The organism is Miniphocaeibacter massiliensis (assembly GCF_900232905.1).
Classification (GTDB): Bacteria; Bacillota; Clostridia; order Tissierellales; family Peptoniphilaceae; genus Miniphocaeibacter; species Miniphocaeibacter massiliensis.
This window is the reverse complement of sequence record NZ_OCTQ01000004.1, coordinates 26,016-47,314: the sequence shown is the minus strand read 5'-3', so window position 1 is coordinate 47,314 and position 21,299 is coordinate 26,016. Positions and strand designations below refer to the sequence as shown.

Sequence of the window (21,299 nt, the reverse complement as noted above, 5' to 3'; positions counted from 1 at the left end):
TTAATGTAGATGAAAGCTTTTGATTTTCAGTTTATAGAAAACATAATTCCGTTAATGCTTAAATACAGTGGAGTTACTTTGTTATTATCAGCCTTGGCAATAATATTTGGACTAATTATAGCATTTATAATATCTATGGTGATTTATGCTAAAGTTCCAATATTGAGTAATATTTTTAAAGTGTATATATCCTTTTTTAGAGGAACTCCATTAATGGCTCAGCTATTTTGCTTTTACTTTGGAATAATTCCATTAATTCAAAATATAGTAGAAATAAATTCGTTTCAAGCAGCAGTAATAGTGCTTTCTGTAGCAAGTTCTGCATATATGGCAGAATCCTTGAGAGGAGCCTTAGAAGGTGTTAATATAGGGCAAATAGAAGCAGCACAGTCTATCGGAATGAATTATATACAAATGATGGTGAGAATTGTTATACCACAAGCCTTTAGAATAGCTTTACCAACATTATTTAGTAGCTTTATTAATATAATAAAGGATACCTCCTTAGTATTTGCCATAGGAGTAAAGGAAATGATGGCAATTGCCCAATTAGAAGGGGCTTCTAGTTATAGATATTTAGAAGCTTTTATTAGTGTTTTATTAGTTTATTGGGGAATTACATCTATTCTTGGCTTTATACAAAAAAATATAGAAAAGAGAGTAAAGTTAAGAACAGGAGGTATTTAATTGATAGAGTTAACAGATATTAGAAAAAGTTTTGAAGATAATAATGTATTAAAAGGTGTTAATCTATCAATTAACACTGGTGAGGTTGTAACGGTTATAGGATCTTCTGGTAGTGGAAAGTCAACATTATTGCGTTGTGTTAATGGTTTAGAAAAAGCAGATGGTGGAAAACTACAAATAAAGGATAAAATTTTTTCTTTAGATAATATAAGCAAAAAAGAACAACTTTGGATAAGAAGAAATACAGCCATGGTGTTTCAAGGTTTTTACTTATTTAATAATAAAACAGCACTAGAAAATATTACTGAAGGTTTAATTGTAGTAAAAAAAGTAAAAAGAGAAGAAGCAAATAGAATAGGAGTTGAAATTCTTGACAAAATAGGATTAAAAGACAAAAAGTCATCATATCCAAATCAATTGTCAGGAGGACAACAACAAAGGGTTTCTATAGGGAGGGCAATAGCGCTTAATCCAGAAATATTAATGTTAGATGAACCTACTTCAGCTCTAGACCCAGAACTTGTAAATGAAGTTTTAATGCTTATAAAAGATATAGCTAAACAAAAAAAGACTATGATGATAGTTACTCATGAAATAAATTTTGCAAGAAATGTATCTGACAAAATTGTATTTATGGATAACGGAGTAATTGTAGAACAAGGAAGTCCAAAAGAAGTTATAGATAATCCAAAAACAGAAAGATTAAAAAATTTTTTATTACATATTAATAAAAAATTGTAAATACAAATAGAAGATTTTGTACTGTATATTAAAAAGTTATTGATGATTATTTGTGTTTATGAAAATTGAGTTATGATATAATGATATTCGTTATAAAAAATATCATTAATATTAGGAGAAAAATATGACAAATTTATTTATGACATTTATAGTATATGCATTCATAGGATGGATATGGGAAACAATATATTGCTCTATAAAGGCAAAACACTTTGTGTATAGGGGATTTCTTTTAGGACCATATTGTCCAGTATATGGATTTGGGGTTTCTTTTGTACTATTATTAGTACCAAAAGACTCTGGAACTTTGTTGAACTTGTATTTCAATGTAATAGTAATTGTTACGATTATAGAGTATATTGCAAGTTTTTTACTTGAAAAGTTATTTCATATGAAACTTTGGGATTATTCAGATATACCTTTTAATATCGAAGGTCGAGTTGCTGTTCCAGTATCTCTATTTTGGGGTGTAGGTTGTATTTTTTTAATAAAAGTTATTAATCCAGTAGTTAATGATGTTATTGACAAGTTTATAAAAGATACAGACAGTATTGGTCCAATAATTCTTTTTATATTATTTGCAGTTGATGTAATGTCAACTCTTTACTTCTCAATGACAACTAAGGCAGAAGTAGAGAAAGTAATTGACAATTCTGACAAAGAAAATGCAGGAATTAAAGAGTATAGGCTAAAACATTTACTAGCCAATCACAATTCTTCTTCTAGTAGGGAGAATGTCTTGAACCATCTAAGTAATTTGCATAAAAAGTTAAAACATCATAGTTTGAGTAGAATTGTCAAAAACTATCCTAATATGAAATTTACTAAGAAAATTAATAATAAAAATAACACAAAGAATTAATATATTAATATAATATAAAATATAAAAAAGTCATAAGTTTTTATTTATGGCTTTTTTATATTGACAAAATTCAAATAAAGATATACACTATATACAGTTATAACAGTAAGAACATTCTAGGATGGGTGAATTTATGAATATATTTATAAGAAATAGTAGCGATAAGCCAATTTATGAGCAAATAAAGGAACAATTAAAGGATGCAATTATTTCTGGGGAACTTAAACCAGGAGAAAAATTACCGTCTATTAGGTTTTTAGCAAAAGAAATTAGAGTAAGTGTTATTACAACTAAACGTGCTTATGATGAACTTGAGAAGGAAGGTTTTATATCTTCAGTTCAAGGGAAAGGAAGCTTTGTAGCAGGTCAAAATGAAGAGATTATAAAAGAAGAACAACTTAGAAATATAGAAGAAGGACTTAACAAAGTATTAGAGTTAGCGGAGTCTTCTGGTATAGATTTAGATGAACTTATAGAGATACTGAAGATTTTAAAGGAGGAAAGAGATGGATAATATTTTGGAAATAAAAGGTTTAGAAAAAAACTATCCTAAATTTAATTTAGGACCTATAGATTTGTCTATTCCAAAAGGTTCGATAGTAGGGTTCATTGGAGAAAATGGTGCTGGAAAAAGCACTACTATAAAAATTATTTTAGATTTGGTTCATAAAAGTGCTGGATCTGTTGAAATATTTGGCAAAGAAGTAAATGGAGAGCTTTCAAATAGTATGAAAGAAGACATTGGAGTGGTGTTAGACGAATTACATCTTCCAGTAGATATGAAAGTAAAAGCTGCCTCAAAGTTCGCTAAAATGATTTACAAAAATTGGAACGATGAAAAATATAGTGAGCTTGTAAGTAAATTTGATATACCTATGGACAAGAAAATAAAAGAACTTTCAAGAGGTACTAAGATGAAGCTATCTATAGCTATTGCAATGTCTCACAATGCAAAACTGCTCATTTTAGATGAAGCTACAAGTGGACTAGACCCGGTTATTAGAGAAGAAATTTTGGATTTATTTTTAGATTTTATACAAGATGAAAATAAAAGTGTATTTTGTTCTTCTCATATTCTTTCAGATTTAGAAAAAGTTGCTGACCATATAGCTTTTATACATAAAGGAAAACTTCTTTTTATGGAAGAAAAAGACAACTTGTATGAAGGATATGCTCTTTATTCTTGTAGTCATGAAGAAGCAAACAATTTTCCAAAAGATGTTGTAATAGGAAGAAAAACTTCTTCTTTTGGTGAAAGACTTCTTTTAGATAGAAATAAAGTTGGAAATATTGAAGGTTTAGAAAAACCTAATATTGAAGATATTATGTTATTTTTCGTTAAGGAGGTGTAGTAATGAAAGCTTTAATATACAAAGATTTTGAATCTTATAAAAAGTACTATATAGGCATGGCTTTATTTTTTGTAGCTTTTGGAATTTACATGAGATATTCAACAGGAAGTTTTATATATTTATCAGCTATATTTTTCTTAATGGTATTCATGACTTCTACTATGTCTATTAGCATAGACGAACAAGGAGGAGTTTATAAGTTTATTTTTACTGCTCCTATTCAAAAGAAACAGTATGTTCTAAGTAAATATCTACCTGGAATAATATTAGGAATATTAGGAGCTATATCTACATTTTTTGTAGTAAAAAATACCATGGGTTTATCTTTGGAGTTATCATTGTTATTTTCAGTAGTAGCTATGGGTATCTCACTTATTATGCTAAACATTATTACACCAATTCTTTTGAAATTTGGTCCAAATAAAGGTAGACTTGTTATGTTAGTGCTTTATATAGCGATATTTAGTATGATATCTAATTTCGATAATTTGCTTGAAGAAGCTTTGAAAATTTTTAACAAGATGGAATCAGTACCTCCTGTTGTGTTAGCTATTATATTATTTGTAGCTATAGTTATTATAACTGGAATATCTATAATAAGTTCTGTGAAGATAGTTGAGAAAAAAGAGTTTTAGTTTGAAAATAGAATTTTAAGATATAATTTTCAAATAGAATATAAACTTTAAATATTAATGTATATATAAAAAGATAAAAGAACTAATTGGTTCTTTTATCTTTTTATTAAGGAGAAAACATGAGAAATATAGTTGTTAAAGAATATGATGATAGTTACAAAAGTAAATTTAAAAGTGAAGCAAAGCTTATAAAAGATATACTTGGTAGCAATTTAATTGAAGTTCATCACATAGGAAGTACTTCTGTTGTTGGATTAAAGTCAAAGCCGATTATAGATATTAGGCCAGTAGTTAAGGATATAGAAAAAGTGGATTTGCATAACGCAGAATTTGAAAAACTGGGATATGAATGTATGGGAGAATTTGGAATTACAGGTAGAAGATTCTTCAAAAAAGGTGGGGAAGAAGATAGGCCACACCATATTCACATTTTTCAAGTAGATAATGAAAAAGATATTTTAAGACATTTAGCTTTTAGAGACTATTTAAGAGAAAATGAAAAGGCTAGAGCAGAATATGGTAATTTAAAGGAAGAACTAGCAAAAAGATATCCAAATGATATAGAAAGTTATATGGATGGGAAAAATGAATTTATAAAAGAACTAGAAGAAAAATCTAAAAAATAGTACATAAAAAACAAATAAAACTATAGAAAAAATCTCTTAATTAAAAGTTAAGAGATTTTTTATTCTGAAATTGAGTATGAAATCTTTATAATTGAAGATGTTTCATAGGAAAACTTTCAGAAAGCATTTTCTAATTAGTAATTTATATAAAAAATGGTATATTATTTGCTAATTAACGTGAAGATCAACAAATAAATCACAATTAAAGAAATTTTTGAAAAGTTAGTTTTATTGTGTAAAAAAGAAAAAATAGGAAACCGTTGCCTAAAAAAGAATCGTTTTCTAATGCTGTAAAATGCCTAAAAATCAAGGTTTTTTGTTTGACAAGGTCTAAAAAATTTGTTAATTTCTACTTAATCGATAAACAAAAAACTTTTTAAATTTGAAAGGAGTGCATATGGAATTTATAGGAGAGGGTTTAACTTTTGATGATGTTTTATTAGTACCATTAGAGTCAGAGGTTTTACCAGCAGATACTATTTTGGAAACACAATTAACATCAAAAATTAAGTTAAACATACCTTTTATGAGTGCGGGTATGGATACAGTTACAGAATCTAGAATGGCTATAGCTATGGCTAGACAAGGTGGGATAGGAATAATACATAAGAATATGTCTATAGAAAGACAAGCAATGGAAGTGGATAAGGTTAAACGTTCAGAACAGGGAATAATAACAGATCCATTTTTCTTATCTCCATTAAACAAAATATCTGAAGCTTTAGATATAATGGCAAGATATAGAATATCAGGTGTACCAATAGTAGATGAAGATAATGTACTTCTTGGAATAATAACTAATAGAGATATAAGATTTGAAACAGATTTAGACAAATCCATAGACAAAGCGATGACAAAAGAAAATTTAGTTACAGGAAATATAGATATAACTATGGATGAAGCTTTAGAAAAATTAAAAAGTAATAAAATAGAAAAATTACCTTTAGTAGATAGTAATTACAAATTAAGAGGTTTAATAACAATTAAAGATATAGAGAAATCTATAAAATATCCAAATTCTGCTAGAGATGAAAAAGGACGTTTAATAGTAGGGGCAGCAGTTAGCACTTCTGCAGATTGTATGGAAAGAGTAACAGCATTAGAGAATTCAGGAGTAGATGTAATAGTAATAGACACAGCTCATGGTCATTCAAGAGGAGTTTTAGGAGTTGTTAAGAGTATCAGACGAAAATTTCCAGATTTACAGATAATAGCTGGAAATGTTGCAACAGGTGATGCTACAAAAGCATTAATAGAAGCGGGAGCTAATGCAGTAAAAGTAGGAATAGGACCAGGTTCTATATGTACAACTAGAGTTGTTACTGGAATTGGAGTTCCTCAAATAACAGCAATAATAGATTGTTATAATGTTGCATCTGAATACAATATTCCAATAATCGCAGATGGAGGAATTAAGTACTCTGGTGATATTACCAAAGCTTTAGCAGCAGGAGCTAGCAGTATAATGGCAGGTTCACTATTTGCAGGAACTGACGAAAGTCCTGGAGAAATAGTAATATACGAAGGAAGAAGATATAAAGAATATAGAGGAATGGGTTCAATTGCTGCGATGAAAGATGGTAGTAGCGATAGATACTTCCAAGACAAAAATAGTAAGAAGTTCGTACCTGAAGGAGTTGAAGGAAGAGTTCCTTTTAAGGGAGAGATTTCAGAGATAATTTATCAACTAATAGGTGGTGTTAGGTCTGGTATGGGATATACAGGAAGTAGAACTATATTGGATTTACACGAAAAAGCTAAATTTATAAAGATAACATCTGCTTCATTAGTAGAAAATCATCCTCATGATATAACAATTACTAAAGAAGCACCAAACTATACAACTTAAAATTTTATTAATTTTGAAACAAAGCTCATGTACATGGGCGAAAGTATATCTAGGGTTCCGAAAACAGAAGTTTTGCTGGTCCAAGCGATATAGGTACTAACAAGTATCACACCTAAGGGATAAAAGCCCAGAAGGGTAGGTTTCGTCTAACCTACCCTTCTGGGCTTTTATATTTGAAAGGAGATACTATGGAATTAATTTACAAAGGCAAAACAAAAGATGTATACAAAAATGATGAAGGTAATATTGTAATGAAGTTTAAAGACGATGTTACGGGAGTAGATGGGGTTTTTGACCCAGGAGCTAACCAAGTAGCATTGACTATAGAAGGAGTTGGCAAGGAAGATTTGAGAGTATCTAAATTTTTCTTTGAAAAATTAAACGAAAAAAATATCCCAACACATTATATTTCTTCAAATGTAGAAGAAAATGCAATGACTGTTAGAGAAGCTAAAGTTTTTGGAAAAGGACTAGAAGTTATATGTAGATATAAGGCAGTAGGTAGTTTTATAAGAAGATATGGACTATATGCGAAAGAAGGAATGGATTTACCAGGATATGTAGAAATCACATTAAAAGATGATGAAAGAAATGATCCTTTAATTACAAAAGATGCATTAATTATTTTAGATATTATTAATGAAAAAGAATATGAAGAAATTATACAATTAACAAAAGCAATATCCGAAGTTATAAGAGAAGAGTTAGCTGAGAAAGACTTGACATTATTCGATATTAAACTTGAATTTGGAAAACTAGATAATGGTGAAATAGTATTAATAGATGAATTATCTGGTGGAAATATGAGAGTATATAAAAATGAGACTTACATTGAACCAATGAAAATAGGAGAGTTTTTATTTTAAAAGTTAATGTATAAAGTATATCTAGGGTTCCGAAAGCGAAAGTTTTGCAGGTCCAAGCGATATAGTTGCATTATTGCAATACACCGAATGGAGAAAAGCCAAGGCGGGTAGGTTTATAAACTTACCCGTTTTGGCTTTTATTATATTAAGGAGAGATTATGAATAAAACTATTACTGTAGAAAAGAAAAAAGAATTTAACGTAGAAAATGAAAAATACCTTAAGGAATTTAGAAGCTTTTTAGGGATAAAAAATTTAGAGTCTATAAGAATATTAAATGTTTATAATTTAGTAGATATAACAGAAAGTGAATATGAAATTTTAAAAGAAAAATTATTTGTAAATAGTAAATTAGATTTATTTTATGAAGATATACCTAAGTTAAATAGTAATGAAATAGCTTTTAGAGTTATACCTAAAGATGGTCAGTACAACCAAAGAGAAGATATGGCAAATGAATATATTAAAAAATTTTTTGGATATGATAATAGCTTTGTAAAACATTCGAAAATTGTAATTTTAAAAGGTGCTACTGAAGAAGAAGCTGATAAAATTAAAAATTATTATATAAATAAAGTAGACAGTAAAGAAATTAAGTTAGATGATGATTCTGTTTATGTATTTGAAGATAGAGAAGAAGAGTTAGAAATAATTAAGAATTTTACTACTATGGAAGATAAAGAGTTAGAAAAATTGATTTCAAACTTTGCAATGGATTTAGACGATATTAAATTTGTACAAGATTATTTTAAAAAAGAAAATAGGGAACCTAATATATGGGAATTAAAAACCATAGACACATATTGGTCTGATCATTGTAGACATACAACATTTTTAACTGAAATAAAAGATATTAAATTTGAAGATGGAAAATACAAAAAAATTATAGAAAAAGTATTTAACGAATATAAAAACTCAAGAGAATTTGTTCATAATAACAAGAAGCCTATGACTTTAATGGATATGGCTACAATAAATATGAAAGAACTTAGGAAATTAGGACTTTTAGATGACATGGAAGTGTCAGATGAAATTAATGCTTGTAGTATAGAAGTAAAAGTGGATGTAGATGGAAAAGACGAAGACTGGTTACTATTATTCAAAAATGAAACACATAATCATCCTACAGAAATAGAGCCTTATGGTGGAGCACATACTTGCATAGGTGGAGGAATAAGAGATCCTCTTTCATCAAGAGCGTTTGTTCACCAAGCTATGAGAATAACAGGAGCAAAAGACCCTAGAACTAGTATCGAGAATACATTAGAGGGAAAACTTCCACAAAGAAAAATATGTCAGTCAGCTATGGAAGGCTATAGCGATTATGGTAATCAGATAGGACTTGCAGGTGGACTTGTAAAAGAAATTTACCATGATGGTTATGAAGCTAAGAGAATGGAACTAGGAGCACTTGTAGCTGCTGTACCAAAAAAATGGGTAGTTAGAGAAAATCCTGTACCTACAGATTTAATAGTACTATTAGGGGCTAAAACAGGTAGAGATGGTTTAGGTGCTGCAGTAGGTTCTTCAAATGTACAAAAGAAAGATTCTTTAGAAACAGCAGGTGCAGAAGTTCAAAAAGGTAATCCATTAGCAGAAAGAAATATAATAAGGCTATTTAGAGATGAAAAAGCTACTAAATTAATAAAAAAATGTAATGATTTTGGAGCTGGTGGAGTTGCGGTAGCAGTAGGAGAACTTGCAGATGGACTTGAAATAGATTTAGATGCTGTTCCATTGAAGTACAAAGGACTACAAGGTGGAGAAATTGCACTTTCAGAATCACAAGAAAGAATGGCAGTAGTAGTATCACAATCAAATATTGAAAAATTCTTAGAATTGGCTAAAGAGGAAAACATTGAAGCTTCAGTTATAGCAAGAGTAGTTGAAGAACCAAGAATGAGAATGATATGGAGAAATAAAGAGATAATCAACTTATCTAGAGAATTTTTAAACAGTAATGGTGCTAGAAAAGAAGTTGATGTAAAAATAATAGGACCAGAAAATATAAATTATTTAACAGAAAATCATAAAGATAACAATAAAACAAACTTAGAAAATATAAAAGATATTTTAACAAATATAAATTATAGTTCTCAAAAAGGACTTGCTAAAAACTTTGACAACAGTATAGGAAGTGGGACGGTGCTTTCTTACTTAGGAGGGAAAAACAAAGTTACCACTCAAGAAGGAATGGTATCTAAGTTTCCAGTATTAAATAAACCTACAAAAACTTGTTCAATAATGACATATGGATATGACCCATATTTGGCAGAACAAACACAATTTCATGGTGGATATTACGCTGTTATTGAATCTTTAGCTAGAATTACAGCATTAGGAGGAGATTATAGTAAAGCGAGAATGAGCTTTCAAGAATTCTTTGAAAGACTAGACTACAATCCAGAAAAGTGGAGCAAGCCTATAAATTCTTTACTTGGAACATACAAGGCTATGAAAGAATTAGGGATTCCATCAATTGGTGGTAAAGATAGTATGAGTGGAACATATGAAAACATAACAGTTCCTCCAACTTTAGTTAGCTTTGCAGTAGTAAAAGAAAATATTGAAAACATAGTAAGTAGAGAATTGAAGTCAGATAGTTCAAAACTAGTATTAGTAGAAATAGAAATAGATGAAGATGGACTTTTAAATACTCCACAGCTTAAAGAAAAATATAGAAAGATAAAAGAAATGGTAAATGCAGGAAAGATACTTTCAGCTTCAACTGTAAATCCTACAGGTATTGGTAGTACATTAGCAGAAATGGCTATGGGAAATGAAATTGGAGTAAAAGTATTAGAAAATATAGAAAATAAATTATTTGTAAATTTACCAGGTTCATTAATTTTAGAAGTAAAACCAGAAGATTTTAAATTATTAGATGAAGTAGGAGAATTAATAGCAGAAACAAATTCAAGTAAAGAGTTAACTATATTGGATGAAAGAATTTCATTAAAAGAATTAGAAAAAATTTATACTGAAGTATTAGAAGAAGTATATCCGATGAATAAAGAAGATATTTCAATAGAAAATATAATTCCAAAGTACAGCAAGAGAGTAATAAAAAAAGCAAATGATGATATTGCTAAGGTTCTAATTCCAATTTTACCAGGAACAAATGGAGAATATGATACTGAAAAAGCATTTTTAAAAGCAGGTGCTAAAGTTAATAAATTAGTATTTAACACATTGACTAAAGAAGAAGTTGAAAAATCTATAGAAACATTGGCAAATGAAATAAGAAATAACAATATACTAGTTTTTGCAAACGGTGCTTTGATGGGTGAAGAAGTTGAAAGTAATGGTAAATTTTTAGAATTATTACTTAACGACAGTAGAATAAAAGAATCAGTAGAAGATTTAGTGAAAAATAGAAATGGATTAATAATAGGATTAGGAGCTGGATTTATAGGACTTGTTAATTCTGGGCTAATAGAATTTGGTGAAATAAAAGAAGGAACTTCTATAGAAATAGCAAAAAACTTAGATAATACATTTATATCAGATTTAGCTAACATTAAGGTTATAACAAATGATTCTCCGTGGCTTAGTGAAATGAAAGAAGGAGATATCTATACAGCTCCAGTGGCAACAAAACAAGGAAGAGTAATTTTAGGAGCTGCAAAAGATAAATTACTTGAAAATAATCAAGTAGTTACAACTTATGCAAATTCAAATGTAACTAATTCTGAAATGGGAATAGAAGGACTAGTGAGTCCTTGTGGAAGAATAATAGGACTTACAGGTTTAGTGGAAAGAATTGAAGAAGAGTTATTTATAAATAGTGATATAAAAGGATACTCAAAGATAATTGAGTCAGGGGTAAATTACTTTAATTAGGAGGAATATATGAAAGTTGCAGTAATTATGGGAAGTATTTCTGATAAGGAAATAGCTGAAAAAGTAGTAAATAAATTAGATGAACTAGAAATAGAATCTGTAGTAAAGGTAATTTCAGCTCATAGATCTTTGGATTTGTTAATAGATTTTTGCTCAAATATTGAAGAGAGTGATATAGGTGTAGTTATTGCTATAGCGGGTATGTCTGCCCATTTAGCAGGAGTAACAGCTGCTATTGCAGATGTTCCAGTAATAGGAATTCCTATTAAATCTAAATCATTAGAAGGGCTAGACGCCCTTCTATCTACTGTTCAAATGCCAAAAGGTGTTCCAGTAGCAACAGTAGCAATAGATGGTGGAGAGAATGCAGCTATATTAGCAGGAAAAATTTTATCTCTAGGTGATAAAGAATTAAGGTCAAAGTTAAAAGAATTAAAAGAAAAAAGTAGAGAAGAAATTATAGAAATTAACAATAATTTAGAAATTTAGGTGATATATGAGTGGAGTTTTTGGATTTTTCAATAATGAAGATATAGATGCTATAAAGTATTTACAGTATGGACTTTACGGTGTTCAACACAGAGGTCAAGCTGAGGTAGGTATAGCAACAATAGAAAATGAAAGGCTAAATTACTTAGTTGGAGAAGGCTTAGTAAGTGAAAATTTCAGCGATAAAGTTTTGAGGAAATTTAATGGAAATAAGGGGCTTGGATATGTAAAATACGCCTTTAGATTTGAAGAAGAAAACCCCCTTCCTTTTGTTTCTAAGAAAAATGGGATTCCTTGTTCTATGGCAATGGATGGAAAAATAACATCTCAAATATCATATGAAGAATTGAGAAGTAGAATTCAAGGTAATAAAAAAGAATTACTTGAATATTTAGTTAATTTAGAAGGAGCTTTTAGCTTAATTTATTTAGATAATGAAAAAATAGTGGCAATAAGAGATAAAAATGGAATAAAACCATTGACCATAGGTTATGACGAAAGTGGATATGTAGCTTCATCAGAGACTTGTGCAATAGATTCTATAGACTTTAAAATCTTAAGAGACTTAGAACCAGGAGAAATATTTATAGGAACAAGTGAAGGATATGAATTTAAAAAATACTCTAATGAACTTAGCAAACTTTGTCTATTTGAAATGGTGTATATTGCAAGACCAGACAGTTATATAGGGGAAGTGAGTGTCTATAACTCTAGATATAGAATGGGAGAGGAATTATACAGAGAAAAAGAAACAATGGCTGATATAGTAATAGGAGCTCCTGATTCTGGAATAATAGCAGCACTTGGATATTCAAATGCCTCTAAAATTCCTTATATGGAAGGAATTGTAAAGAATAGATATATAGGAAGAACTTTTATAGAAACTACACAAGATAGTAGGGAGAAACATGTAAAAATAAAATTAAATCCTATAGTAGAAAATGTAAAAGGAAAAGAAATTATACTAGTAGACGATTCAATTGTTAGAGGAACTACAACAAAAAGACTTATAAAAATGCTTAAAGAAGCAGGTGCTAAAAAAGTTCATTTAAGAATAGCTTCACCTCCAGTAGTGAATAAAGATGATTTAAGCATAGATATTCCAAATGTAGAAAATTTAATTAGCAATGGAAGAACAGTAGAAGAAGTTTCAGAAAAAATAAAATCTGATTCTCTATATTACTTGAGTTTAGATGGTTTGAAAAAATGTTGTGGAAATAAAGGATATTACGATAATTATTTTATATAAGGAGAATTAAAATGAGTTTAACTTATAAAGATTCAGGTGTTGATAAAGAAGCAGGTTATGAAGAAGTAAAATTAATAAAGCCATTAATAAAGAAAACTTATAGAGATGGAGTAATATCTGATATTGGTGGATTTTCTGGACTATTTGAGCTAAATAAAGACAAATATGAAAAGCCAGTATTGGTATCTGGAACTGATGGTGTTGGAACAAAATTAAAAATTGCTTTTGAATTAGATAAACACGACACTATTGGAGAAGACTGTGTTGCGATGTGTGTAAATGATATTTTGTGTCAAGGTGCTGAGCCTTTGTTTTTCTTAGACTATATTTCTACTGGTAAATTAGTTCCAGAAAAAATGAGTGAAATAGTTGAAGGTGTTGCAAATGGATGTGTAAAAGGAGGCTGTGCCCTTATAGGAGGAGAAACAGCTGAAATGCCAGGACTATACGAAGAAAACGAATATGACCTAGCTGGATTTGCTGTAGGAATAGTTGATAAGGATAAAATAATAGATGGCAAGAAAAATATAAAAGAAGGAGACGCTATATTAGCACTTCCATCTTCAGGTGTTCATAGTAATGGATTTTCTTTTGTAAGAAAAATTATATTTGAAGAAAAAGATTACGATTTATATAAATTTATAGATGAAATAGGAACAGATTTAGGAACAGAATTATTAAAACCTACAAAAATATATACAAAACCTTTGTTGGGACTTACTAAAAAATTTGAAATTAACGGCATATCACATATAACAGGTGGTGGGCTATATGAAAATATACCTAGAGCATTGCCAAAAGGACTAACTGCAAATATAGATGTTAGTAAAATAAATACACAAAAGATATTCACTTTGTTACAAGAATGGGGTAAAGTAGATGTTAAGGAAATGTATTCTACTTTTAATATGGGTGTAGGTATAGTATTTTTTGTAAATGAAAATATAAAAGAAGAAGTAAAAAAATATTTAAACGATATTGAAGAAGAAGTTTTTGAAATAGGAAAAGTAATAAAAGGTGATGAGGGAGTTATTTTATGTCACTAAACATTGCTGTTATGGTTTCCGGTGGTGGCACAAATTTACAAAGTATTATAGATGCAGTAAAAAGTGGAGTTCTAAAAAGTAAAGTTAAAGTTGTTATTTCAAATAATAAAAATGCTTATGGATTAATTAGAGCAAAAAAAGAAAATATAGAATCTATTCACATATCTAAAAAAGATTTTAAAAATAGTGCAGAATATGAAAAAGAATTATTGAAAATTTTAAAAGATAGAGAAATAGATTTAATTGTTTTAGCAGGATATTTAGGAATAATTCCAGAGAGTATAGTTAGTGAATTTAAGGATAAAATTATAAATATTCATCCATCATTAATACCAAGTTTTTGCGGAAAAGATTTTTATGGAATAAAAGTACATGAAAAAGCTTTAGAACGAGGAGTAAAAATAACTGGAGCTACTACTCACTTTGTAGATTCTGGAATAGATACTGGAAAAATTATAAAACAAAAAGCTATTGAAATAAAAGAAGGAACAACTGCAAAAGAATTACAAGAACAAGTTTTAGAAGTAGAACACAAAATTTTAGTAGAATCTATAAAAAATATAGAACAAAATAAAGTAAATAATTAAGTATCATTAAAGGAGATTTAAATGAGTAAGAGAGCGCTGGTATCTGTATATGACAAAGAAGGAATTGTAGATTTTTCAAAAAAATTAGTAGATTTAGGATGGGAAATTATATCTACAGGTGGAACATATAAATTATTAAAAAACAATGAAATAAATGCAATTGAAATAGATGAAGTTACAGGATTTAAAGAGATTTTAGAAGGTAGAGTAAAGACTTTAAACCCTAAAATCCACGGTGGAATTTTGTTCAAAAGAGATGACGAAAACCATGTAAACACTGTAAAAGAAAATAATATTGAATCTATAGATATGGTAGTTAACAATTTATATCCTTTTGAAAACGTCTTGAATAATGAAGATTCTACACATGAAGATTTAATTGAAAATATAGATATTGGTGGACCATCTATGATTAGAGCTGCTGCTAAGAACTATAGAGATGTATTAATAGTTACAGATATTTCTGATTATGACAAAGTAGTAGAATATTTAAAAAATAAAAATGATTCAATAGAATTCAAGTTAAATTTAGCAAAAAAAGCTTTTAATTACACAGCTTATTATGATGCTCTAATTTCTAACTATTTTAATGAATACACAAAAGAAGAATTTCCAGATAGATTGACAATGACTTTTAATAAAAAAACAAATCTTAGATATGGAGAAAATCCTCATCAAAAGGCTGTATTATACGAAAATGTAATTAAGGAAAAAGACAAAATAGAAATAAAACAATTACATGGAAAAGAGTTGTCATATAACAATTACGGAGATATGCATAATGCATTAAGATACATAAAAGAATTTCAAGAACCAGCTGTTGTAGCAATAAAACATATGAATCCATGTGGTATAGGTATTGGTAAAGACATAAATGAAGCATATAGAAAAGCTTATGAGTCTGACACGGTATCTATATTTGGTGGAGTAGTAGTGTTCAATAGGGAAGTAACAAAAGAAATAGCTAATTCTATTAATAAGTATTTTTTAGAAATAGTAATAGCACCGAGCTATGGAAAAGAAGCTTTTGAAATTTTAACTAGTAAGAAGAACATTAGATTAATTGAAGTTCCAAAATTAAAAGAATATAAGGAAAAGACAACAGAATATAAAGAAACAGTTAATGGAATATTATTTGAAGAAAAAGATAAAATTTTGTTTTTTGATGACTTAAATTTAGTTACAGAAAGAAAGCCTACATTTGAAGAGTTAGAAGAATTGAAATTTGCTTGGAAAGCTTGTAAATGTGTAAGTTCAAATGGAATTGTCATAACTAAAAATGGTGGAACAGTAGGAATTGGTCAAGGAGAAGTAAGGAGGTCTTGGGCAGTAGAGGAAGCCTTACAAAGAGCTGAAGGAAAACTAGAAGGGGCAATAATGGCATCTGATGCATTTTTCTTTGAAGATACAGTAGAACTACTTGCTAAATATGGAATTAAAGCAGTAATTCAGCCAGGTGGTTCCATAAAAGATGAAAAAGTAATAGAACTTGCTAATAAATATGGTATTGCAATAGTATTTACAGGAGTAAGACACTTTAGACATTAAGGAGAAAGTATGAAAATTCTTATAATAGGTAATGGAGGAAGAGAACATGCAATAGCATGGAAAATTTCTCAAAGCACTATGGTTAAGAAGATTTATTGTGTAAATGGCAACGGCGGAACATTAGAGGTTGCTGAGAATATAGAATTAAAGAATAATAATGAGATTTTAAATTTTGCCTTAGATAAAAAAATAGATTTAACTATTGTAGGACCTGAAAATCCTCTTTGTGAAGGAATAGTAGATTTATTTAAAGAAAATAACTTAAAGATATTTGGACCTGAAAAAAAATCGGCTCAACTGGAAAGTAGTAAAGAATTTACGAAAGAATTTCTTTATAGAAATAAAATACCTACTGCAAAATATTTTTCATATACAAATATTGAAGAGGCATTAAATGGGATAGAAGAATTTAATTATCCGTTGGTTATAAAAGCAGATGGACTTTGCAAAGGCAAAGGAGTATTCATTTGTGAAAACAAAAAAGAAGCTATAGAGAAATTAGAGGATATTTTTGTTAATAGAATATTTGGAGATGAAGGAAATAAAGTAGTAGTTGAAGAATTCTTAGAAGGATATGAAGCATCTTTAATTTGTTTAGTATCTAAAAATAATATAGTTCCTTTAGAAATTGCAAAAGACTATAAGAAGATAGGAGAAGGAGATAATGGTGATAATACAGGGGGCGTTGGCTGTATATCTCCGAATCCACTTTTAACAAAAGAAATTGAAAAACAGTTAATAAATATATCAGAAGATATTCAGAAAGCTTTAATAAAAGAAAATTTATCATATAATGGAGTTTTATTTATAGGATTTATGATAGACAAAGAAAGTCCTAAAGTTTTAGAATTTAATGTTAGATTTGGAGATCCTGAAACAGAGGTAATACTACCAAGATTAAAATCTGATTTGGTAGAAATTATATTAAAAACTATAGATAACAAAATAGAAAAAAATGATTTGGATTGGTCAAATAAAGTTTGTTTAACAACGGTGCTTTGTTCAGGAGGATACCCAGAAGAGTATAAAACTGGAATGGAAATTAAGGGAATTGAAAATTTAGATTCAGATATAATTGTTTTTCACAATGGAACTAAACGAGAAAATGAAAAACTTTTAACTAGTGGAGGAAGAGTACTTTCAGTAACGGCATTAGAAAGTAAATTAGAAAAAGCAAGAAGAAAAGTATATGAAAACATAGAAAGAATTTACTACGAAGGAATATACTATAGAAAAGATATTTAGTAGTTAAGAAAAGTAATATGATATTTTAATAATCATATTGCTTTTTTTTTGTTTGTTAAAAAAGTTATTAGTTTACAGTAATAAATTAAAATTATAAATATAAAATTAATAAATATTTTGCTTGACAAAAAAATAAGGAGAAGTTATTCTATAAATGTAAAACGTATATACAAATATAATCGTATTTACGAAAAAAGAAAGGGGGATTAAAGTGATATTAAAATTTTTGAAAAAAGTTCCAGCTGGAATGATGATAGTACCTATGTTTTTGTCAGCTATTGTGAATACGTTTTTTCCAGATATTCTACAAATAGGGTCTTTTACAACAGCTGTATTTACAAATGCTGGAGCAACAGCAATAATGGGGGTCCAGTTAGTATGTATGGGAAGTCAGTTAAGAGTTAAGGAATTAATGGAAGTAGTAAAAAGAGGAGGAGTTTTACTAGTTTCTAAGTATGTTATAGGAGCTATAATAGGTATATTAGTTGGAAAAGTATTTGGAATGGCAGGTTTTCTAGGTTTAACAACATTAGCTATTCTTAGTGCTATAACAAATTCAAATGGTTCTTTATATTTAGCGTTAAATGTTACATATGGTGATGAGGTTGACCAAACAGCAATGAGTTTTCTAGCATTAAATGATGGACCATTTTTAACACTATTAACGTTAGGGGCTTCTGGACTTGCAAATGTACCATTTATTGCATTAATAGCTGTATTAGTTCCAATAATTTTTGGGATGATACTAGGAAATCTTGACAAGAGTTTATCAGAGTTTTTAGCTCCGGGTGTATCATTGTTATTACCATTTGTTGGAATGACTTTAGGGGCAGGAATAAATATAACCGATATAGTTTCTGGAGGAGGAGCTGGAATATTATTAGGTGTTATAACAGTATTTATAAGTGGACCTATTGTTGTACTTTGTGACAGATTAATAAACAGAAGACCAGGCTATGCAGGCTGGGCTGTTTCAACAACAGCGGGTAATGCAATAGCTGTACCAGCAGTAGTAGCAACTGTAGATAAAGCTTGGGCACCTTATGTAGCGACAGCAACAACTCAAGTTGCCGCGTCAGTTGTAGTAACGGCAATACTTATACCTATTATTACAAGTTGGTGGGCTAAAAAATATGGATGTCCAGCATATCCTTTAGAAGGACAAGACTTTAGTAAAAAGAATTGGAAAGTTCCAAAAACAACTAAATAATATTATAGATATTAATTAAGTAGGAGGAATATAATGGAAGAAATTAATGCAGTAGTAATTAGTAAAAATGATAATGTTGTAGTGGCAAGAGAAAAAATAATAAAAGGTTTAAATGTGGTTTATTTAGATTTAGATGGTAAAAGAGAATGTTTTGAAGCTATTGACGATATAAAAATATATCATAAAATAGCTAAAGAAGAAATAAAAACAGGGGAGCATATAGTTAAGTACGGAGAACATATAGGAGTTGCATCAAAAAATATACATAAGGGTAACCACGTACATGAACATAATGTTGATAGTGTAAGAGAAAATTTGGATGATTTGGTATAGGGGGTAAAAATGAGGACATTTTGGGGTTATAAAAGATCGGATGGGAGAGTAGGTATTAGAAATCATATTTTAATTTTACCTTGTAGTGTATGTGCATCTGATACAACTAGAATTATAGCTAGTCAAGTAAGTGGAGCGGTTACTTTTAATAATCAATTGGGATGTTCACAATTAGGTATAGATCATGAATATACAATAGATACTATGGCTGGATTTGCAGCTAATCCTAATATTTATGGAGTTGTCTTAGTATCTTTAGGTTGTGAAAATGCTCAATTAAAACTTGTAAAAGAAGCAATAGAGAAAAGAACTAATAAAACAATAAAAAGTCTTGTTATACAAGAAGAAGGAGGAACTCTAAAGACTATAGAAAAAGCAGTGAGATATGCTAAAGAAATGTCAGAAGAAGCAGCTCTTTTAAGAAGAGAAGAATTTCCTTTGTCCGAAATAATATTTGGAACAGAATGTGGAGGCTCAGACCCTACATCTGGATTATCATCAAATGTTATAATAGGAGCTTTGAGTGATAAAATAGTTGAAAATGGTGGAACAGCAGTATTGAGTGAAACTACTGAATTTATCGGAGCAGAACATATTCTTGCTAGAAGAGCCAAAAATGAAGAAGTAAAAAATAGAATATTTGAGATAGTTCACAGATATGAAAAACACATATATGAAAATACTGGAGAGGAGGTTAGAGAGGGGAATCCTTCACCAGGAAATAAAGAGGGAGGTTTAACTACTTTAGAAGAAAAATCTTTAGGTTGTATTCATAAAGGAGGGACAACACCTGTTAATGCTGTATATGATTACTCAAAGCAACTAAAAACTGGGGAGGGATTAGTAATTATGGATACACCGGGAAATGATCCTTCTTCTGTAGCTGGTATGGTTGCAGGTGGATGTCAGATAGTTGTCTTTTCAACAGGAAGAGGAACACCTACAGGAAATCCGATAGCACCAGTTATAAAAATTACTGGAAATAGAGAAACTTATAAAATGATGTCAGATAATTTAGATTGGGATTCAAGTCCTACTATATATGGAGAAAAAACAACAAAAGAATTGGCAAATGAACTATTTGAAGATTTAATAGATTTTTTAAACGGAAAGTTAACAAAAGCAGAATCTTTAGGATATATGGAAACAGCTATACAAAGAGGTTGTAATTTTGTTTAAAATAGAATGGAGGTAAATTTGGAAAAAACAAAAATAATAACTCCATCTATTACAGTATTTAAAGAAGATGAGAGCATTGATTATGAGGGAAATAAAATAGTTATAGATCATCTTGTAAATAATGGTATGGATGGTATATTAGTATTAGGTAGTTCAGGAGAGTTTACAGGGCTATCATTAGAGGAAAAAAAAGATTTTTTAAAATTTTATTATGAATACACAAATGATAGGACAAAGCTATATGCTGGAACAGGTGATCTAAAACTAGAAAGAACAATAGAGCTATCTAATTATGTACTTGATATGGGATATGAAGCTGTTGTAGTAATTACACCATATTATTATGGATTAGACCAAGAAAAAATATATATTTATTTTGATAAAATAGCAAAAAGTATTTCAGGAGATATGTTTATTTATAATTTTCCAGATCGTTCTGGAAATAGTATTTCAGATGATACATTATACAAACTTTTAAAAGAAAATAAGAATATAAAAGGTATAAAAGATTCAGTGCTTGATTATTATCACACCACTGGTTTAATTAGGAAAATAAGAAATAATTTTGGGAGTTTCGAGGTATATTCAGGGTATGATGACCAATTTTTACTTAATATTTTTAATAATGGAAATGGTTGTATAGCAGCATTATCCAATATAGTTCCAGAAATATGGAGAGATTGGGTAAAAGCAGCAAATAACAAAGATTTTGAAAAAACAAATAGTATTCAAGTTTGTATAAATGATTTAATGCCATTGTATAATTTAGATAGTAATTTTTCCTTATTGTTTAAAAAGTTGATGAAATATAGAGGGTTAAATATAAACACAACTTCAATTTTTCCTTATAATCAAATTAATGATGAAAAATTTGAAAAGGCAAAAATAATTTTAGATAATGTATTAAAAAAATACAATAAATAGAATAGATAATATAAATACACCTATATTTA

20 protein-coding genes are annotated in these 21,299 nt (G+C 29.0%); all 20 read left to right on the top strand.

What is annotated here, in order from left to right; genetic code table 11:
- Positions 1 to 9: 9 nt before the first annotated feature.
- The 20 genes from CS899_RS08095 to CS899_RS08000 all read left to right on the top strand — a co-directional run bounded on the left by CS899_RS08095 (position 10) and on the right by CS899_RS08000 (position 21,270).
- Positions 10 to 687 (top strand): amino acid ABC transporter permease, encoded by a 678-nt coding sequence (locus CS899_RS08095; RefSeq protein ID WP_100065687.1) that lies wholly within the window; start codon positions 10 to 12, stop codon positions 685 to 687.
- Complete coding sequence (locus CS899_RS08090) at positions 688 to 1,428, top strand: amino acid ABC transporter ATP-binding protein (protein ID WP_100065686.1); 741 nt, start codon at positions 688 to 690, stop codon at positions 1,426 to 1,428.
- A 124-nt stretch (positions 1,429 to 1,552) separates the two neighbouring features.
- The gene (locus tag CS899_RS08085) at positions 1,553 to 2,290 is read left to right on the top strand and encodes a putative ABC transporter permease (RefSeq protein WP_100065685.1); all 738 of its coding nucleotides are present in this window, start codon (positions 1,553 to 1,555) and stop codon (positions 2,288 to 2,290) included.
- A 133-nt stretch (positions 2,291 to 2,423) separates the two neighbouring features.
- Positions 2,424 to 2,804 (top strand): GntR family transcriptional regulator, encoded by a 381-nt coding sequence (locus tag CS899_RS08080; protein WP_100065684.1) that lies wholly within the window; start codon positions 2,424 to 2,426, stop codon positions 2,802 to 2,804.
- Complete coding sequence (locus CS899_RS08075) at positions 2,797 to 3,642, top strand: ABC transporter ATP-binding protein (RefSeq protein ID WP_100065683.1); 846 nt, start codon at positions 2,797 to 2,799, stop codon at positions 3,640 to 3,642. The genes CS899_RS08080 and CS899_RS08075 overlap by 8 nt, the downstream gene beginning before the upstream one ends.
- A 2-nt stretch (positions 3,643 to 3,644) precedes the next feature.
- Positions 3,645 to 4,277: an ABC-2 transporter permease gene (locus CS899_RS08070; RefSeq protein ID WP_100065682.1), complete on the top strand. Its 633-nt coding sequence runs from the start codon at positions 3,645 to 3,647 to the stop codon at positions 4,275 to 4,277.
- A 119-nt stretch (positions 4,278 to 4,396) separates the two neighbouring features.
- Entirely contained in the window at positions 4,397 to 4,903 is a 507-nt protein-coding gene (locus CS899_RS08065) for a GrpB family protein (protein WP_100065681.1), read from the top strand.
- Positions 4,904 to 5,300: 397 nt separating this feature from the next.
- Complete coding sequence (guaB, locus tag CS899_RS08060; protein ID WP_100065680.1) at positions 5,301 to 6,752, top strand: IMP dehydrogenase; 1,452 nt, start codon at positions 5,301 to 5,303, stop codon at positions 6,750 to 6,752.
- Positions 6,753 to 6,940: 188 nt separating this feature from the next.
- Positions 6,941 to 7,618 (top strand): phosphoribosylaminoimidazolesuccinocarboxamide synthase, encoded by a 678-nt coding sequence (locus CS899_RS08055; RefSeq protein ID WP_100065679.1) that lies wholly within the window; start codon positions 6,941 to 6,943, stop codon positions 7,616 to 7,618.
- Between the two features lie 158 nt (positions 7,619 to 7,776).
- Positions 7,777 to 11,460 carry a phosphoribosylformylglycinamidine synthase gene (locus tag CS899_RS08050; protein WP_100065678.1) on the top strand — a complete coding sequence of 1,228 codons (3,684 nt, stop codon included), beginning with the start codon at positions 7,777 to 7,779 and terminating at the stop codon, positions 11,458 to 11,460.
- A 9-nt stretch (positions 11,461 to 11,469) separates the two neighbouring features.
- Positions 11,470 to 11,949 carry a 5-(carboxyamino)imidazole ribonucleotide mutase gene (gene purE, locus CS899_RS08045; protein WP_100065677.1) on the top strand — a complete coding sequence of 160 codons (480 nt, stop codon included), beginning with the start codon at positions 11,470 to 11,472 and terminating at the stop codon, positions 11,947 to 11,949.
- 7 nt (positions 11,950 to 11,956) lie between these two features.
- Positions 11,957 to 13,198 (top strand): amidophosphoribosyltransferase, encoded by a 1,242-nt coding sequence (locus CS899_RS08040; RefSeq protein ID WP_100065676.1) that lies wholly within the window; start codon positions 11,957 to 11,959, stop codon positions 13,196 to 13,198.
- 11 nt (positions 13,199 to 13,209) lie between these two features.
- Positions 13,210 to 14,244, top strand: coding sequence for a phosphoribosylformylglycinamidine cyclo-ligase (purM, locus tag CS899_RS08035; RefSeq protein ID WP_100065675.1), 1,035 nt, complete (start codon positions 13,210 to 13,212; stop codon positions 14,242 to 14,244).
- A complete protein-coding gene (purN, locus tag CS899_RS08030) occupies positions 14,235 to 14,831 on the top strand; it encodes a phosphoribosylglycinamide formyltransferase (protein WP_100065674.1) in 597 nt (198 codons plus the stop codon). Before purM ends, purN begins: the two co-directional genes overlap by 10 nt.
- A gap of 21 nt (positions 14,832 to 14,852) precedes the next feature.
- Positions 14,853 to 16,379, top strand: coding sequence for a bifunctional phosphoribosylaminoimidazolecarboxamide formyltransferase/IMP cyclohydrolase (purH, locus tag CS899_RS08025; RefSeq protein ID WP_100065673.1), 1,527 nt, complete (start codon positions 14,853 to 14,855; stop codon positions 16,377 to 16,379).
- A gap of 9 nt (positions 16,380 to 16,388) precedes the next feature.
- Complete coding sequence (gene purD, locus CS899_RS08020) at positions 16,389 to 17,624, top strand: phosphoribosylamine--glycine ligase (RefSeq protein WP_100065672.1); 1,236 nt, start codon at positions 16,389 to 16,391, stop codon at positions 17,622 to 17,624.
- A 211-nt stretch (positions 17,625 to 17,835) separates the two neighbouring features.
- A complete protein-coding gene (locus tag CS899_RS08015; RefSeq protein WP_100065671.1) occupies positions 17,836 to 18,834 on the top strand; it encodes a 2-keto-3-deoxygluconate permease in 999 nt (332 codons plus the stop codon).
- Between the two features lie 33 nt (positions 18,835 to 18,867).
- Positions 18,868 to 19,167: a UxaA family hydrolase gene (locus tag CS899_RS08010; RefSeq protein ID WP_100065670.1), complete on the top strand. Its 300-nt coding sequence runs from the start codon at positions 18,868 to 18,870 to the stop codon at positions 19,165 to 19,167.
- Between the two features lie 9 nt (positions 19,168 to 19,176).
- Positions 19,177 to 20,346, top strand: a complete 1,170-nt coding sequence (locus tag CS899_RS08005) for a UxaA family hydrolase (protein WP_100065669.1) — start codon at positions 19,177 to 19,179, stop codon at positions 20,344 to 20,346.
- 18 nt (positions 20,347 to 20,364) lie between these two features.
- The gene (locus tag CS899_RS08000; protein WP_242491893.1) at positions 20,365 to 21,270 is read left to right on the top strand and encodes a dihydrodipicolinate synthase family protein; all 906 of its coding nucleotides are present in this window, start codon (positions 20,365 to 20,367) and stop codon (positions 21,268 to 21,270) included.
- Positions 21,271 to 21,299: the final 29 nt, after the last annotated feature.

What these genes read in the sequence shown, in the direction of transcription:
- CS899_RS08065 (WP_100065681.1), top strand. Translation starts at nt 4,397, where the DNA reads ATGAGAAATATAGTTGTTAAAGAATATGATGATAGTTACAAAAGTAAA.
- CS899_RS08050 (WP_100065678.1), top strand. Translation starts at nt 7,777, where the DNA reads ATGAATAAAACTATTACTGTAGAAAAGAAAAAAGAATTTAACGTAGAA.
- purE (WP_100065677.1), top strand. Translation starts at nt 11,470, where the DNA reads ATGAAAGTTGCAGTAATTATGGGAAGTATTTCTGATAAGGAAATAGCT.
- guaB (WP_100065680.1), top strand. Translation starts at nt 5,301, where the DNA reads ATGGAATTTATAGGAGAGGGTTTAACTTTTGATGATGTTTTATTAGTA.
- purH (WP_100065673.1), top strand. Translation starts at nt 14,853, where the DNA reads ATGAGTAAGAGAGCGCTGGTATCTGTATATGACAAAGAAGGAATTGTA.
- CS899_RS08005 (WP_100065669.1), top strand. Translation starts at nt 19,177, where the DNA reads ATGAGGACATTTTGGGGTTATAAAAGATCGGATGGGAGAGTAGGTATT.
- CS899_RS08080 (WP_100065684.1), top strand. Translation starts at nt 2,424, where the DNA reads ATGAATATATTTATAAGAAATAGTAGCGATAAGCCAATTTATGAGCAA.
- purD (WP_100065672.1), top strand. Translation starts at nt 16,389, where the DNA reads ATGAAAATTCTTATAATAGGTAATGGAGGAAGAGAACATGCAATAGCA.
- CS899_RS08040 (WP_100065676.1), top strand. Translation starts at nt 11,957, where the DNA reads ATGAGTGGAGTTTTTGGATTTTTCAATAATGAAGATATAGATGCTATA.
- CS899_RS08055 (WP_100065679.1), top strand. Translation starts at nt 6,941, where the DNA reads ATGGAATTAATTTACAAAGGCAAAACAAAAGATGTATACAAAAATGAT.
- CS899_RS08085 (WP_100065685.1), top strand. Translation starts at nt 1,553, where the DNA reads ATGACAAATTTATTTATGACATTTATAGTATATGCATTCATAGGATGG.
- CS899_RS08095 (WP_100065687.1), top strand. Translation starts at nt 10, where the DNA reads ATGAAAGCTTTTGATTTTCAGTTTATAGAAAACATAATTCCGTTAATG.
- purN (WP_100065674.1), top strand. Translation starts at nt 14,235, where the DNA reads ATGTCACTAAACATTGCTGTTATGGTTTCCGGTGGTGGCACAAATTTA.
- CS899_RS08075 (WP_100065683.1), top strand. Translation starts at nt 2,797, where the DNA reads ATGGATAATATTTTGGAAATAAAAGGTTTAGAAAAAAACTATCCTAAA.
- CS899_RS08070 (WP_100065682.1), top strand. Translation starts at nt 3,645, where the DNA reads ATGAAAGCTTTAATATACAAAGATTTTGAATCTTATAAAAAGTACTAT.
- purM (WP_100065675.1), top strand. Translation starts at nt 13,210, where the DNA reads ATGAGTTTAACTTATAAAGATTCAGGTGTTGATAAAGAAGCAGGTTAT.
- CS899_RS08010 (WP_100065670.1), top strand. Translation starts at nt 18,868, where the DNA reads ATGGAAGAAATTAATGCAGTAGTAATTAGTAAAAATGATAATGTTGTA.